General features: G+C 72.4%; 14 protein-coding genes. 6 read left to right on the forward strand and 8 right to left on the reverse strand.

What is annotated here, in order from left to right; genetic code table 11:
* Positions 1-128 precede the first annotated feature (128 nt).
* On the forward strand, positions 129-473 hold the full coding sequence (locus ACFYWG_RS04630; RefSeq protein ID WP_383506214.1) for a cupin domain-containing protein: 345 nt from the start codon (positions 129-131) through the stop codon (positions 471-473).
* Here ACFYWG_RS04630 and ACFYWG_RS04635 read toward each other — a convergent pair.
* Positions 463-1,497, reverse strand: a complete 1,035-nt coding sequence (locus ACFYWG_RS04635; protein WP_376324698.1) for a LacI family DNA-binding transcriptional regulator — start codon at positions 1,495-1,497, stop codon at positions 463-465. The genes ACFYWG_RS04630 and ACFYWG_RS04635 overlap by 11 nt on opposite strands.
* Before the next feature lie 111 nt (positions 1,498-1,608).
* Here ACFYWG_RS04635 and ACFYWG_RS04640 point away from each other — a divergent pair, with 111 nt between their 5' ends.
* On the forward strand, positions 1,609-2,772 hold the full coding sequence (locus ACFYWG_RS04640; protein ID WP_383506220.1) for a Gfo/Idh/MocA family protein: 1,164 nt from the start codon (positions 1,609-1,611) through the stop codon (positions 2,770-2,772).
* Positions 2,773-2,839: 67 nt separating this feature from the next.
* On the opposite strand, the gene ACFYWG_RS04645 is transcribed toward ACFYWG_RS04640, so the two are convergent.
* Together ACFYWG_RS04645 and ACFYWG_RS04650 are read right to left on the reverse strand one after the other, a co-directional pair.
* Positions 2,840-3,451 (reverse strand): TMEM175 family protein, encoded by a 612-nt coding sequence (locus ACFYWG_RS04645; protein ID WP_376324693.1) that lies wholly within the window; start codon positions 3,449-3,451, stop codon positions 2,840-2,842.
* Positions 3,452-3,515: 64 nt separating this feature from the next.
* Positions 3,516-4,544 (reverse strand): LacI family DNA-binding transcriptional regulator, encoded by a 1,029-nt coding sequence (locus ACFYWG_RS04650; RefSeq protein WP_383506224.1) that lies wholly within the window; start codon positions 4,542-4,544, stop codon positions 3,516-3,518.
* A gap of 109 nt (positions 4,545-4,653) precedes the next feature.
* On the opposite strand from ACFYWG_RS04650, the gene ACFYWG_RS04655 reads away from it, so the two are divergent.
* Genes ACFYWG_RS04655 through ACFYWG_RS04665 form a run of 3 tightly spaced genes read left to right on the forward strand, consistent with a single transcriptional unit; the run spans position 4,654 to position 7,646 of the window.
* Positions 4,654-5,811 (forward strand): phytanoyl-CoA dioxygenase family protein, encoded by a 1,158-nt coding sequence (locus ACFYWG_RS04655; protein WP_389199467.1) that lies wholly within the window; start codon positions 4,654-4,656, stop codon positions 5,809-5,811.
* An 8-nt stretch (positions 5,812-5,819) separates the two neighbouring features.
* A complete protein-coding gene (locus ACFYWG_RS04660) occupies positions 5,820-6,596 on the forward strand; it encodes an SDR family oxidoreductase (protein ID WP_389199259.1) in 777 nt (258 codons plus the stop codon).
* 45 nt (positions 6,597-6,641) lie between these two features.
* Positions 6,642-7,646 carry a Gfo/Idh/MocA family oxidoreductase gene (locus ACFYWG_RS04665; protein ID WP_389199261.1) on the forward strand — a complete coding sequence of 335 codons (1,005 nt, stop codon included), beginning with the start codon at positions 6,642-6,644 and terminating at the stop codon, positions 7,644-7,646.
* A 154-nt stretch (positions 7,647-7,800) separates the two neighbouring features.
* Here ACFYWG_RS04665 and ACFYWG_RS04670 read toward each other — a convergent pair whose 3' ends face one another.
* From ACFYWG_RS04670 to ACFYWG_RS04690, 5 genes are read right to left on the reverse strand one after another with little or no spacing between them, the layout of a single operon-like run.
* Complete coding sequence (locus tag ACFYWG_RS04670) at positions 7,801-8,820, reverse strand: Gfo/Idh/MocA family protein (protein ID WP_385416844.1); 1,020 nt, start codon at positions 8,818-8,820, stop codon at positions 7,801-7,803.
* Between the two features lie 18 nt (positions 8,821-8,838).
* Positions 8,839-9,741, reverse strand: a complete 903-nt coding sequence (locus ACFYWG_RS04675; protein ID WP_376324681.1) for a sugar phosphate isomerase/epimerase family protein — start codon at positions 9,739-9,741, stop codon at positions 8,839-8,841.
* Position 9,742: 1 nt separating this feature from the next.
* The gene (locus tag ACFYWG_RS04680) at positions 9,743-10,654 is read right to left on the reverse strand and encodes an ATP-binding cassette domain-containing protein (protein WP_389199264.1); all 912 of its coding nucleotides are present in this window, start codon (positions 10,652-10,654) and stop codon (positions 9,743-9,745) included.
* Positions 10,655-10,659: 5 nt separating this feature from the next.
* Entirely contained in the window at positions 10,660-11,736 is a 1,077-nt protein-coding gene (locus ACFYWG_RS04685; RefSeq protein WP_376324675.1) for an ABC transporter permease, read from the reverse strand.
* Entirely contained in the window at positions 11,736-12,755 is a 1,020-nt protein-coding gene (locus tag ACFYWG_RS04690) for a sugar ABC transporter substrate-binding protein (RefSeq protein WP_376324672.1), read from the reverse strand. Before ACFYWG_RS04690 ends, ACFYWG_RS04685 begins: the two co-directional genes overlap by 1 nt.
* 323 nt (positions 12,756-13,078) lie before the next feature.
* Between ACFYWG_RS04690 and iolC the strand changes: the two genes are divergently transcribed.
* Positions 13,079-14,056 carry a 5-dehydro-2-deoxygluconokinase gene (iolC, locus tag ACFYWG_RS04695; protein ID WP_389199266.1) on the forward strand — a complete coding sequence of 326 codons (978 nt, stop codon included), beginning with the start codon at positions 13,079-13,081 and terminating at the stop codon, positions 14,054-14,056.
* The last annotated feature ends 1 nt before the right edge of the window (position 14,057 follow it).

Consider the following 14,057-nt stretch of genomic DNA (forward strand, 5'->3'; position numbering starts at 1 on the left):
TAGGGGTTGAGACGGACATCGCGCGGCGGCGTCCCGGGGCCGGACGGGACGGAGTGTCCGCCGCACGCCGCGGACACCGCACACTCTGTCCAGGCCGCTCCCGGGTCCGCCGGGGCTAGGGTCGCCGCATGACGCACAGCTTCGCACTGCACATCCCCGACGCCGAGCTCGTACCCGAGCCCCTCGCACCCGGGCAGATCCTGGCCGGGAACCCCGAGGTGACCGGGAAGGTGGTCTGGGAGTCGGAGGACGGCCGGCAGGTGCGGGGCATCTGGCAGATCACGCCCGGCGTGGTCACCGACACCGAGGCCGACGAACTGTTCGTCGTGGTCAGCGGATCGGCGACGATCGAGGTGGAGGGCGGACCGGTCTTCACGGTCGGCCCCGGGGACATGGCCGTGCTGCGTGCCGGCGACCGCACGACGTGGACGGTGCACGAGACCCTGCGCAAGGCCTACGCGATCACTCTGTGAGCGGTGCGGACGACCGTCGGCGCGCGGGCGGGGCGGCCGCCGTGCCCCTGATCTCCAGTGCGGGGGCGGCCAGTTCCTCGCGGCCCGGGGCGTCGCGGTCGTCGAAGCGGTCCAGCAGGCAGCGGGCCGCGCGGCGGCCGACCTCGTGGCCGGCGTGGTCGACCGTCGTCAGCCACACGTGGCGCAGCCTGGCGATGCTGGTGTTGTCGTAGCCCACGACCGACAGGTCGCGCGGGACCCGCAGGCCGAGTTCCTCGGCCGCCGAGAGCACGCCGACGGCGGCGATGTCGTTGACGGCCAGGACGGCCGTCGGCCGCCCGGGGCGGCTCAGCAGCCGGACGGTGGCGCGGTAGCCGCCCTCCTCGGTCATGTCGCTCGGCTCCACGACCGCCTCGTCCGCGAGGCCGTGGCGGCGCATCGTCGCCTCGAAGCTCCGGCGCCGCAGAGCGCCCACCGCTCCGTACCCGGCGATGTGCGCGATGCGGCGGTGCCCGAGGCCGATCAGGTGCTCGGTGGCCAGCCGGGCACCCTGCTCGTCGTCGCCCGCCACGACGTCGGCGCCCGGCGGCGCCGGTTCGCGGGAGCCGGCCAGGACGACCGGGATGCGTGCGGCCGCCGCTTCGAGGGCCGCCGGGTCGGGCAGCGTCCCGACCACGACCAGCCCGTCGACCCGCAGGTCCAGCAGCGGGTCGGCCGGGTCCTGGCCGGTGCGGCGGTTGAGCCGGGCGTCGGCGAGCAGCATCCGCAGGCCGTTCGCGTGCAGCAGGGAGTTCAGACCGTCCAGGAGGTCGGCGAACCAGGGGTTGCGCAGGTCGTTCAGCAGGACGCCGACGGTGCGGGTGCGCTGCTCGCTCAGGCTGCGGGCGGCGGCGTTGGGCCGGTAGCCCAGTTCGCGCGAGGCCCGCAGCACCGCTTCCCGCTTCTCGGGGCGGACCTGGTCGGAGCCGCGCAGGACCAGGGAGACCAGCGACTTCGAGACACCGGCCCGCTCGGCCACGTCCCGGATCGTCGGCGGTCTCGTCATGTCATGGACCGTTCCATGCGAGCCGTGCGCTTGTCAAAGGGTTGACACGGTGCGCGAAGCCCGCCCAGGGTGGCGTGGACAGGTTCTGGAACGGTCCAAAGAGGGGCTCTCATGGTGGACACGCTCGGCGTCGCCGTCATCGGATTCGGCTGGATGGGGCGGGTGCACACCCAGGCGTACGCGCGCGTGCGGCACCACTATCCGCAGCTGCCCCTCGCCCCGGAACTGGTGACCGTCGCCGAGGAGGTGCCCGGCCGGGCGGAGGAGGCGGCGGCGCGGTTCGGCTTCGCCTCCACGACCCGCGACTGGCGCGAGGTGGCCGCCGACCCGCGGGTGCGGGCGGTCAGCATCACCGCGCCGAACTTCCTGCACCGCGAGATCGGCGTCGCGATGGCCGAGGCGGGCAAGCACATCTGGATCGAGAAGCCGGTGGGCCTGACCGCCGGGGACGCCCGCGCGGTGGCGGACGCGGTCGCCGCGGCGGGCGTGCAGGGCACGGTCGGCTTCAACTACCGCAACGCGCCCGCCGTCGAGGCGGCCCGCGACCTGATCGCCTCGGGGGAACTCGGCACGGTCACCCATGTCCGCGTCCGGTTGTTCAGCGACTACGCCGCCCACCCCGAGGGCGCGCTGACGTGGCGTTACGAGCGGGAGCGCGGGGGCAGCGGAGTGCTGGGCGACCTGGCCTCCCACGGCGTCGACCTGGCCCGGTTCCTGCTCGGCGACATCGCGTCCCTCACCGCCGACACGGCGATCTTCCTGCCCGAGCGGGCCCGCCCCACCGGCGCGACGGCGGGCCACAGCCGTGCCTCGGGCGGGGAGCTCGGCCCGGTCGAGAACGAGGACTACGTCGGCTGCCTGCTGCGCTTCGCCTCCGGGGCGCGCGGCGTGCTGGAGGCCTGCCGGGTCTCGGTCGGCGAGCAGAACAACTACGGCTTCGAGGTGCACGGCACCGAGGGCGCGGTCTTCTGGGACTTCCGGCGCATGAACGAACTGGGGGTCAGCCGCGGCACGACGTACCAGGACCAGTCCGTCACCACGGTGTACGCCGGGCCCGCGCACGGGGAGTTCGCCGCGTTCCAGCCCGGGGCGGCGAACGCCATGGGCTACGACGACCTGAAGGTCGTCGAGGCGTACCGCTTCCTGCGGTCGGTCGCCGAGGGCACCCCGTACGGGGCGACGGTGCGGGACGCGGTGCACAGCGCGGCCGCCCTGGACGCGATGGCGCGCTCGGCGGCCGGCGGGACGTGGGAGGACGTGACCGGGCAGCGGTGAGAGCCGCCGCCGAGGGGGTGCGCGGGCGCGCGCCCTCGGAGCCCGGCCCGGGGCTGCGGTGCCCCGCTCAGTTCGCTGCCTGCAGCCGGCGGCCCAGGTAGACCTTGACCGGCACGAGCACCAGCCACACCCACATGATCCGCGGGCCGGCCACCAGGGCCAGCGGGACGGTGGCGGTGAAGACCACCACGGAGGTGGCGCTGTCGAGGAGGTAGAGCGGGGTGGCCGCCTCGGAGGTGCGGCCGTGGCGCAGCCAGGGGCGTCTGGCCAGGACGGCGGCGACGGCGAGATGGGCGGCGGCGAGCGCGGCGACCGCGCCGGAGTAGACCGCGACCGACACGGGCTCGGCGCCGTACTCGGCGAGCAGCCTGGTCGGGAAGGGGACGAGGGCCGCGATCCCGAGGCCCGCCATGGAGATGCCGATGACCTGCCCGTCGATCTCCCGGACGTCCTGGAAGATGCGGCGGTGGTCGCGCCAGAAGCTCCCGAGCACCGCGACGCTGAGCGCGTAGGCGCCGATGTCGGGCAGCAGGTCGCGCAGGGCGTCGCGGTAGGCGTCCGGGTCGAGGTCCCGGGGGACGGAGAGGTCGAGGACGAGCAGGGTGACGGCGATGGCGAACACGCCGTCCACCAGGGTCACCAGCCGTTCGGGGCTGCCGTCCGGGCGCGAGGTCCACATGGTGCCCGACGGTAGGGCGCGCGCCGGGTCTTCTCCCGCACCCACGCCCGGTCCGCGCGGCCCGTCACACGGCTGCCTGCGGGGGCATGTTGTACGGGGTCACCACCTGGATCGCCGAGGGGAGCGTGGGGCCGGCCGGGGGCAGGGCGCCGTGCGCGCGCATGACGGTGTGGCAGGCCTCGCGCACGTCCTGGCGCAGGTCGTGGTGGAGCACGGCGGACAGGCGGTGCTCGCGCAGCAGGCGGGTGTTGTCCTGGTCGAGGTCGTGCGCGACGAACACCGCGCACTCGCGGCCGAGGTCGTCGAAGGCCCGCAGGGTGGCGATGTTGCCGCCGCCGATCGAATACACCGCGCGGATGTCCGGATCGCGTTCCAGCGCGGCGCGCACGAGGTCGTACTGGGTGGCGTCGAGGCCCTGCCCCTCGGTGATCTCGACCAGCGTGCGGTCGGGGTGGCGGGCGCGCATGACGCTGCGGAAGCCCATCTCGCGCTCCTCCTCGTTGCGGAAGAAGCCGCTGCTGAGGCTGGTGAGGACGTTGCCCGGCCGCCGTCCCAGCCACTGGCCCATGAGATAGGCGGCCGTCGCGCCCGCGGCCCGGTCGTCGATGCCGACGTAGGCGCGGCGGGCGCTGGCGGGCAGGTCGGTCACCAGCGTCACCACGGGTATGCCGGCGGCTTCCAGCCGGCCGACCGCGGCGGTGACCTCGGGGACGTCCGGGGCCTTGAGGACCACGCCCTGGGAGCCGCGCCGCGCGATGCGGTCGAGGATGCGCACCACCTCGGCGGCGCCGGTCTCGCGGAAGTGGAAGCGCGAGCGCAGCACGGCCGGGTGCAGGGAGGGCAGTTCGGCCTCCAGGGCGGCGCGGATCGCCGTGGTGAAGCGCTCCGGTGCCTGCATGACGAGGTCGACCATGAACGTCCGGCCGACGAGCCGGACCTGGGTGCGCTGCCGGTCGAGGTCGGCGATGGCCCGGTGGACCTCCCTGGCGGTGCTGTCGCGCACACCTCCCCTGCCGTTCAGGACCCGGTCGACGGTGGCCTCGCTGAGCCCCGCCTGACGTGCGATCTCCCGAATCGGGAAGGGGTGGCCCATGCGCCGGCTCCTTGAGGGCTTTTTGATGGCTCGCTGCTGGTTGTTCGAGGGGTTTGTACTGACAAGAATGGCAGAGCTGCGCCGCTCCGTGACCCCCGAAGGGACGACGATGTCCTTCACTTCCGTGCACCACCGCGCCTGGCTGTCCGAGCAGGACTGCGACCTCGACGCGTTCCGCGGCCTGGTCGAGCAGGCGACCGACCCGTCCGACGTCCCGCACGCCTCGGCGGTGGAGCGCAACGTGCCCGTGTACGACTGCGCGCTGCTGGAAGGCGACCGCATGGTCCAGGCCGAGCTGGTGCGGGCCCTCGCCGACGGTCCCGGCATCGTCGTCTTCCGCGGGGCGTTCCCCGATCCGGGGGTCGTGGACCGGGCCACCGCCGTCTTCGAGGCGCTGATCGCCGAGCAGCGCGCCTCGGGCACCGCGGCCGGCGACCACTTCGCCGCCCCGGGCGCCAACGACCGTGTGTGGAATGCGCTGGAGAAGGCCGCCCTGTACGACGCGGAGGCGTTCGCCGACTACTACGCCAACGACGTCCTCGCCCTGGTGGCCACCGCCTGGCTGGGCCCCGGCTACCAGGTGACCTCCCAGCTGAACGTGGTCAACCCGGGCTGCGCCGCGCAGAGCGCCCACCGCGACTACCACCTGGGCTTCCTGACGAACGAGAAGGCCGCCGCCTATCCCGCGCACGTGCACCGCCTGTCCCCCGTGCTGACCCTCCAGGGCGCGGTCGCGCACTGCGACATGCCGGTGGAGTCCGGGCCGACGATGTACCTGCCGCACTCGCAGAAGTACGAGCCGGGCTACCTCGCCTGGCGGCGCCCGGAGTTCCGGGCCTACTTCGAGGAGCACCAGGTGCAGCTGCCGCTGGCCAAGGGCGACGCGGTGTTCTTCAACCCGGCGCTCTTCCACGCCGCCGGCACCAACCGCTCCTCCGGCATCCGGCGCATGGCGAACCTGCTGCAGGTGTCGTCGGCGTTCGGGCGGGCCATGGAGACGGTCGACCGGGAGGCCGTCGCCAACGCCGTGTACCCGGTGCTGCTCAGGCGCAAGGCCGAGGGCGCCGACCCGGCGTGGCTGGACAACGTGGTGGCGGCGAGCGCCGAGGGCTACCCCTTCCCCACCGACCTGGACAGCGATCCGCCGCTGGACGGGCTCGCCCCGCCCTCGCAGGCGGACCTGGTGCGGCGGGCGCTCACCGAGGAGTGGGAACCGGCGGTGCTCCGGGCGGAGCTGCGGGCCGCCGCGCGGCGGCGGGAAGGCTGAGGGACGCCATGGGACTTCTCGACGACAAGGTGGTGCTGGTCAACGGCGGCAGCCAGGGGGTCGGCGCGGCCGTCGCGCGGGCCGCGGTGCGCGAGGGAGCGGTCGTCGCCCTCACGGGCCGGCGCGCCGAGCCCGGTGAGGCGCTGGTCGCGGAACTGACCGCCGCGGGCGGCAAGGCCCGCTTCGTCCGGGCCGACCTCGCGGACGCCGGGCAGGCCCGGGGCGCCGTCGCGGAGACCGTCGGCGCCTACGGGCGCGTCGACTGCCTGGTCAACGCCGCGGGGCTGACGTCCCGGGGCACGCTGCTGGACACCACGCCGGAGCTGTTCGACCAGCACATCGCGATCAACCTGAAGGCACCGTTCTTCGCGATGCAGGCGGCCGTCGCCGACATGGTGGGGCGCGGGGCGCCCGGCACGGTCGTCAACATCATCACGTCGTCGGCCCACGGCGGCCAGCCGTTCCTCGCCCCGTACGTGGCCGCGAAGGCCGGCCTGATCGGCCTGACCCGCAACGCCGCGCACGCGCACCGGTGGGACCGGATCCGGATCAACGGGCTGAACATCGGCTGGACGGCGACCGAGGGCGAGGACGCCACGCAGCGCGCCTTCCACGGGGCCGGGGACGACTGGCGCGAGGAGGCCGCCGCGAGGCTGCCCATGGGCAAGCTCGGCCAGCCGGACGAGATCGCCGACTTCGTCGTCCTGCTGCTGTCGGACCGGTCCGGGGTGGTCACCGGGTCGGTGATCGACTGGGATCAGAACGTCCTCGGCGGACTCGACTGAGCACCACCCGCCCGCACCACTCACCCTCTCCAGGAGCAACACCCCATGCGTATCGGAATCCTCGGCCTCGGCCGCATCGGCGCCTTCCACGCCGAGACCCTCTCCGGACTCCCCGCCGTCGACTCCCTCGTGGTGACCGACCCGTTCGCGGACGCGGCCAAGGCCGCCGCCGAGCGGTTCGGGGCCGAGGTCGTGGACTCGCCGGAGGCGCTGCTGGCCGCCGGTGTGGACGGCATCGTCGTCGCGGCCGCCACCGACGCCCACCCGGCGCTGATCCTGGCCGGGGTCGAGGCCGGGGTGCCGGTGTTCTGCGAGAAGCCCGTCGCCCGCACCATGGCCGAGGGCGTCGAGGTGCTCGAAGCCGTGCGGGGCAGTGACGTGCCGGTCCAGATCGGCTACAACCGCCGCTTCGACGCCGGGTTCGTCAACGCCCGCGCCGCCGTGCTCGGCGGTGAGCTCGGCACGCTGCACACGGTCCGCTCCACCACGCTCGACCCGGCGCCGCCGCCGGCCGCGTACATCGCCGCCTCGGGCGGCATCTTCCGCGACTGCTCGGTGCACGACTTCGACATCATCCGCTGGGTGACCGGCCGCGAGGTGACCGAGGTCTACGCCGTGGGCGGCAACCGCGGTGCCGACTTCATCAGGGACGCCGGCGACGCCGACACCACCGGCGCGGTCCTCACCCTGGACGACGGCACCCTCGCGGTGGTGTCCAACTCCCGCCACAACGGCCGGGGTTACGACGTCCGCATGGAGATCCACGGTTTCCAGGACTCCATCGCGGTCGGTCTGGAGGACAAGCTGCCGCTGCGCTCGGTCGAGCCGGGCACGACGTTCCCAACGGGCACCCCGCACGACTTCTTCATGGACCGCTTCACCGACGCCTACCGCGCCGAACTGACGGCGTTCACCGAGGTCGTGGCCGGCAGCCGTCCCTCCCCCTGCACGATCGAGGACGCCCTGGAGGCGGGCTGGATCGCCGACGCGTGCACCCGGTCGCTGCACGAGCACCGCCCGGTGACGATCGACGAGGTGCGGCAGGCGTGAGCGCACGGCGACCGCCGCGCACCTGACACCGGTGCGCGGCCGGCACACGCCACCGACCGCCCGGCGGACCGGCGGGGGACGTGCGGCCGCAGACACAGGAGGAAGGGCCCGGTACCGGTACCGGGCCCTTCCTCCTGTCCTCCCGCGCGTCCTCTCAGGCGTACAGCGCGGGTCTGTCCACGAGCTCGACCTGCACCCGGCCGCCGTCCCGCAGCGCCCGGACCCCCGCCTCGCACACCGCCGCCGCCGCGTAGCCGTCCCAGACGCTCGGGCCCGTCACCTCGCCGCGGCGGGTGGCGTCGACCCAGCTCTGGATCTCACGGTCGTAGGCGGTCTCGAAGCGCTCGGTCCAGTCCTGGGCGACGGTGCCGCCCCAGCGGCCGGCCGTGTGGGTGACCAGGGCGTGGCCGTCGCCGATGCGGGCGGTGCCGCGCTCGCAGACCACCTCGGCCCGCACCTGGTAGCCGAAACCGCAGTTGACGAAGATCTCGACGTCGCTCAGGGCGCCGCCGTCGGTCTCGAAGACGACGAACTGGGGGTCCTGCAGGCCGTCCGGCGCGCCGGACGAGGGCGCGGGGCGCAGCACGGTGACGGCGGTGATCTCGTGGCCCAGCAGCCAGCGGGTCGCGTCGGCCTCGTGGGCGACGGAGTCGGTGACGAGCATGGAGCTGGTGAAGAAGGGCGCACTGGCGACGTTGCGGTGCACGTTGTGCAGCATCAGCGGGCGGCCCAGCCGTCCGGTGGCCAGCAGGGCCTTCAGCTCGGCGTACTCGGGGTCGTAGCGGCGCATGAAGCCGACCTGGACGCGGCGGCGGCCGAGGCGCTGCTCGGCTTCGAGGACGCGCAGGGCGGAGGCCGCGTCGGGGGTGAGGGGCTTCTCGCACAGCACGGGCAGGTCGCGTTCGAACGCCGCGAGCAGTGTGGCCTCGTGGGCCGGACCCGGGGAGGCGATGAGGACGGCGTCGACGCCGTCGGCGGCCATCGCGGCCGACGGGTCGGTGTGGGCGGGGCAGCCGCCGACCCGGGCGGCGACGGCCTTCGCCCGCTCCGCGTCGACGTCCGCGACGGCGGCCACCCGTGCTCCGCCGGTGACCTCGTGGATGCGGCGCGCGTGGTCGGCGCCCATCCGCCCGGTCCCGATGACCGCGACTCCGAGGGGGGCACGCTCGGTCATGGGCGTCCTTCCGGTCCGTCAGGCGCCGCAGGACTTGAGGAACCTGCGGGTGCGCACGGCGATCGGCAGCGGCTTGTCCGGCTCGCAGGGGTACATGTCCTGCTCGACGATGGCGAACAGGTCCACGCCCAGCTTCTGGGCCGCCGTGAGGACCGGACCCAGCTCGGGCACACCGGCGGGCGGTTCGCACATCACACCGCGTGCGACGGCCGGGCCGAACGGGACCTCGTTCTTCACGACGTCGGCGAGGATCTCGGGGTCGACCTGCTTGAGGTGCAGGTAGCCGATGCGCTCGCCGTAGGTCTCGATCAGCTTGACGCTGTCGCCGCCGCAGTAGGCGTAGTGACCGGTGTCCAGGCAGAGGTTGACGTGCCGGGAGTCGGTCGAGTCGAGGAACCGCTCGACGTGCTCCTCGGTGTCGATGTGGGTGTCGGCGTGCGGGTGCACGACGATGTCCAGGCCGTAGGTGTCCTTGACCTCCCGGCCGAGGCGCTCCATGCCGGTGGTGAGGTGGCGCCACTGCTCGGTGGTGAGCTCCGGCGGCTCCAGGATCTCGGCGGTCTTGTCGTCGCGCCAGAAGGACGGGATGACCACCAGGTGCTCGGCGTTCATGGCCTGGGTGAGGGCGGCGACCCGGCTGACCTGCTCCCAGGTGGACTCCCACTCGGAGGGGCCGCGGTGCAGTCCGCAGAAGATCGTGCCGGCGGAGACCTCGAGGTTGCGCCTGGCCACCTCGTCGGTGAGGCGGGCCGGATCGGTGGGCAGGTAGCCGTAGGGGCCGAGTTCGATCCAGGAGTAGCCGGCCTCGGCGACCTCATCGAGAAAGCGTTCCCAGGGCACCTGCCGGGGGTCGTCGGGGAACCAGACGCCCCAGGAGTCGGGGGCGGAGCCGACCCGGATGCGGTCGAGCGCGAGGGCCATGTCAGGACTTTCCTTCCGACGACGCGGCTGCGGGGGCACCGATCTCCCCCTCTTCGGGCAGGCCCTGGACGTCGACGCCGCGGACCTGCGCCAGCTCGTGCTTCAGGGAGGCCAGTTCGGCACCGCCGGCCATGTGGTTGGTGAGTTCTTCGAGGCTGACCCGGCTGCGGTCGGCGGACAGCTCCAGGGTGCCGAGGCGCAGCACGCTGAAGTGGTCGCCGACCATGTAGGCGTGGTGCGGGTTGTGGGTGATGAAGATGACGCCGAGGCCCTTCTCGCGGGCGGCGGCGATGTACTTCAGGACCACTCCGGACTGCTTGACGCCGAGGGCGGCGGTCGGCTCGTCCAGGATGAGGACGCGGGCGCCGAAGTAGACGGCGCGGGCGATGGCGACGCACTGGCGCTGGCCGCCGGAGAGCGTGCCGATGGGCTGCTCCAGGTCGTCCAGGACGATGCCCATGTTGCGCAGTTCCTCGTCCGCGGTCTTCTTCATCGTGTCGATGTCGAGGCGGCGCACGGGCCAGGGGCCCTTGGTCATCTCGGAGCCGAGGAAGAAGTTGCGCCACACCGGCATCAGCGGGACGACCGCGAGGTCCTGGTAGACGGTGGCGATCCCCCGGTCCAGGGCCTCGCGCGGGGTGGAGAAGCGCACGGGCTCGCCGTCGACGAGGAACTCGCCCTCGGTGTGCTGGTGCAGCCCCGAGACGATCTTGATGAGGGTGGACTTGCCCGCGCCGTTGTCGCCGAGGACGCAGGTCACCTTGCCGGGGTGGACGGTGAGGTCGACGCCGTGCAGGGCGCGGATGTTGCCGTAGGACTTGCCCGCGCCGCGCAGTTCGACGAGGGGGCGTTCTCCGGCGGGCGGCTCGTCCTCGCGGACGGCGCCGTGGGTGCCGGTCGTGTTGCTGGTCATCGCGGTCACCTCCGGGTCGCCGTGCGCTGGACCCACAGATTGATGAGGACGGCGCCCAGGAGCATGACGCCGAGGAAGGCCTTGAACCAGTCGGGGTTCCAGCCGGCGTAGACGATGCCCTGCTGCACCATGCCGAACATGAAGGCGCCGAAGACCGGGCCGATCGCGGAGCCGTAGCCACCGGTGAGCAGGCAGCCGCCGATGACGGCCGCGGCGATGTAGATGAGCTCCTGGCCCACGCCCTCGCCGGACTGGACGGTGTTGAAGGAGAACAGCTGGTGCATGCCGACGAACCAGGCGCCGAAGCCGACCAGCATGAACAGGGAGATCTTGGTGAAGGTCACGGGGACGCCGACGGCCCGCGCGGAGTCCTTGTTGCCGCCGACGGCGAAGATCCAGTTGCCGTACCTGGTGCGCAGCAGGACCCAGGTGGCCAGGGCGGCGAAGACGAGCCACCAGACGACCGTGATCTTCACGTTGACGCCGCCGACCTCGAAGGTCGAGGCGAAGATCTTCTGCGCCTGGGCGAAGCCGTCCATGTCGCTGATGTCGTCGGTGGCGACGTTGCCGGTGACCAGCTTGGTCACCGCGAGGTTCACGCCCTGCAGCATCAGGAAGGTGCCGAGGGTGACGAGGAAGCTGGGCAGGCCGGTCCTGACCAGCATCCACCCGTTGAAGGCGCCGATCCCGAGGGACACCAGGAGGGCGACGATCACGCCGACCCAGACGTTCAGGGTCAGCTGGTAGCTGAGCATCGACGCGGTCAGCGCGGAGGTGACGACGGCGACGCCGGCGGACAGGTCGAACTCGCCGCCGATCATCAGCAGGGCCACGGGCAGCGCCATGATCCCGATGGTCGACGACTGGTACAGGATGTTCGCCATGGAGCTGCCGTCGCGCACCGGCGGCGCGGCGAACAGGAAGAACACGAGGACGGCGACGGCGCCGAGGAAGACCCCGACCTCGGGGCGGGCGAGCAGCCGCAGGGCGAGCGGCCGCTGCCGCGTGCGCCCGTCGGACTGCCGGGGGCCGGGGGCCGGCGGTGTGTCCACCGCCGGCGTGGCCTGCTGGGTCATGCTCATCACCGGGTGCCCTTCGCGGCGAACTCCCCGATCCGGTCGACGTTGGACTTGTCGACGAAGGCCGGGCCGGTCAGCACGGGCTGCTCGCCGCCGCCGCTGTAGTTGCCGTTGTTCTTGTAGAGCCACAGGCCGTCGACGGCCAGGTAGCCCTGCAGGTAGGGCTGCTGGTCGACGGCGAACTGGATGTCGTCGCCCTTGATGGCCTTGATCAGGTCCTTGTTCAGGTCGAAGGTGGCGATCTTGGCCTTGCTGCCGGCGTCGCCGACGGACTGGACCGCGGTCAGCGCGAAGGGGGCGCCGAGGGTGACGACATAGTCGATCGACGGGTCCTGCTTCAGCTTGGCGGTGATCGTCGACTTCACGGACGGCATGTCGGTGCCGTTGACGTTCTGGGTGTCGAGCTTGCCGTCGAAGGTCTTGTCCACACCGTCGCAGCGCTGGGTCAGGCCGACGTTGCCCTGCTCCTGCACGACGCACAGCGCGTGCTTGGCGCCGACCTCGTTGAGCTTCTTGCCGAAGGCCTCACCGGCGACGGACTCGTCCTGGCCGAAGAATTCCAGCAGGTCGAGGTCCTTCCAGTCGCTGAGGCCGGAATTGAGGCCGACGACCGGTATGCCGGCCTTCTCGGCCTTGCCTATGACGGTCTTGAGCGCGTCCGGCTTGGCGAGGGTGACGGCGATTCCGTCGACCTTCTGGTCGATCGCGTTCTGCACCAGGTTGGCCTGGTTGCCCGCGTTCGGGTCGGCGGAGTAGACGAGCTTGATGTTGTCCTTGGCGGCGGCGGCCTCGGCGCCCTTGCGGACGGTGTCCCAGAAGGTGTCGCCGGGTGCCTGGTGGGTGACCAGGGCGACGGTCATGCGGGGCGTGTTCGCCTTGCCGGCGGAGGCGTTCGCGCCGCCTTCCTCGGACTTCTTGCCCCCGGAACTGCTGGAGCAGCCGGCGAGGGTCAGGGCCGCCGCTGCGGCGACGGCGACGACGGGCGCGAGCCTGCGAGAGCGGGGGTGAGAAGAGCGGTCCATCTTTCCTGGCACCTCACTGTGCTACTGCGGGGGAAAGGGAGGGATCACGAAGGGATCCGTGGTCCCGGAGCCTTACGGAGTCCGGATCATGATGCCGCACACCGACTGGTGCGATGGCACGGGATACAAGCCCCTGCCGCGCCCGCTGTCAATACTTTGTTAAGACATCATTTCACAAGCAGGTCCGAATGTAAGTACAAAGTGTTGACAGCAGCGCCCTCCGCGACCTACACCTGGGAGGCGGCAGGTCCCGCGGGATCCCCGCCCCCACCGTGTCAGGGGCCCCTCGGGGCCGCATCCCCAGCTTCCCGAGGAGGTCGCCCATGGCCGAGCCGGCCCGGTATCTCGATGTGATCACGATGGGCCGCATCGGGGTCGACCTCTATCCCCTGCAGACGGGCGTGCCCCTGGCCGACGTGGAGACGTTCGGGAAGTTCCTGGGAGGTTCGGCGGCGAACGTGGCGGTGGCCGCCGCCCGCCTCGGCCGCCGTACCGCGCTGATCAGCCGGACCGGCGACGACCCCTTCGGCACGTACCTGCACCAGGAGCTCAAGGGCTTCGGCGTCGACGACCGCTGGGTCACGCCGGTCGCCGCGTACCCGACGCCCGTCACCTTCTGCGAGATCTTCCCGCCGGACGACTTCCCGCTGTACTTCTACCGCCGCCCCAAGGCGCCCGACCTGGAGATCCACACCGCCGAGCTGGACTTCTTCGCGATCCGAGCGGCCCGCATCTTCTGGATCACCGGCACCGGCCTGAGCGAGGAGCCCAGCCGCTCCGCCACGCTCGCCGCCCTCAAGGCACGCGACCGGGCCGGCATCACCGTCTTCGACCTCGACTGGCGTCCGATGTTCTGGCACGACCCCGAGGAGGCGCGCCCGTACTACCGCGAGGCGCTGCGCAACGCCACGGTCGCCGTCGGCAACCTCGACGAGTGCGAGATCGCCACCGGGGTGCGCGAGCCGCACGCCTGCGCCGACGCCCTGCTGCAGGCGGGCGTGGAGCTGGCCGTGGTCAAGCAGGGGCCGAAGGGCGTGCTGGCGGTGCACCGCGACGGCAGCCGGGTCGAGGTGCCGCCGGTGCCGGTCGACGTCGTCAACGGCCTGGGGGCGGGCGACGCCTTCGGCGGATCCCTCTGCCACGGGCTGCTCGCCGGCTGGGACCTGGAGCGGACCGTGCGCCACGCCAACGCCGCCGGGGCCCTCGTCGCCTCCCGCCTCGCCTGCTCCTCCGCGATGCCCACCCCGTCCGAGGTCGAGGACCTCCTCGCCGGCGTGCCGTCGCCGGGCACGAGCCACTGAA

The organism is Streptomyces sp. NPDC003456, from assembly GCF_042878735.1.
In the GTDB taxonomy this organism is placed as follows: Bacteria; Actinomycetota; Actinomycetes; order Streptomycetales; family Streptomycetaceae; genus Streptomyces.

Excerpts from the sequence above, each read along its gene's own strand:
- ACFYWG_RS04630 (WP_383506214.1), top strand. The coding sequence starts at position 129 with ATGACGCACAGCTTCGCACTGCACATCCCCGACGCCGAGCTCGTACCC.
- ACFYWG_RS04635 (WP_376324698.1), bottom strand. The coding sequence starts at position 1,497 with ATGACGAGACCGCCGACGATCCGGGACGTGGCCGAGCGGGCCGGTGTC.
- ACFYWG_RS04640 (WP_383506220.1), top strand. The coding sequence starts at position 1,609 with ATGGTGGACACGCTCGGCGTCGCCGTCATCGGATTCGGCTGGATGGGG.
- ACFYWG_RS04645 (WP_376324693.1), bottom strand. The coding sequence starts at position 3,451 with ATGTGGACCTCGCGCCCGGACGGCAGCCCCGAACGGCTGGTGACCCTG.
- ACFYWG_RS04650 (WP_383506224.1), bottom strand. The coding sequence starts at position 4,544 with ATGGGCCACCCCTTCCCGATTCGGGAGATCGCACGTCAGGCGGGGCTC.
- ACFYWG_RS04655 (WP_389199467.1), top strand. The coding sequence starts at position 4,654 with ATGTCCTTCACTTCCGTGCACCACCGCGCCTGGCTGTCCGAGCAGGAC.
- ACFYWG_RS04660 (WP_389199259.1), top strand. The coding sequence starts at position 5,820 with ATGGGACTTCTCGACGACAAGGTGGTGCTGGTCAACGGCGGCAGCCAG.
- ACFYWG_RS04665 (WP_389199261.1), top strand. The coding sequence starts at position 6,642 with ATGCGTATCGGAATCCTCGGCCTCGGCCGCATCGGCGCCTTCCACGCC.
- ACFYWG_RS04670 (WP_385416844.1), bottom strand. The coding sequence starts at position 8,820 with ATGACCGAGCGTGCCCCCCTCGGAGTCGCGGTCATCGGGACCGGGCGG.
- ACFYWG_RS04675 (WP_376324681.1), bottom strand. The coding sequence starts at position 9,741 with ATGGCCCTCGCGCTCGACCGCATCCGGGTCGGCTCCGCCCCCGACTCC.
- ACFYWG_RS04680 (WP_389199264.1), bottom strand. The coding sequence starts at position 10,654 with ATGACCAGCAACACGACCGGCACCCACGGCGCCGTCCGCGAGGACGAG.
- ACFYWG_RS04685 (WP_376324675.1), bottom strand. The coding sequence starts at position 11,736 with ATGAGCATGACCCAGCAGGCCACGCCGGCGGTGGACACACCGCCGGCC.
- ACFYWG_RS04690 (WP_376324672.1), bottom strand. The coding sequence starts at position 12,755 with ATGGACCGCTCTTCTCACCCCCGCTCTCGCAGGCTCGCGCCCGTCGTC.
- iolC (WP_389199266.1), top strand. The coding sequence starts at position 13,079 with ATGGCCGAGCCGGCCCGGTATCTCGATGTGATCACGATGGGCCGCATC.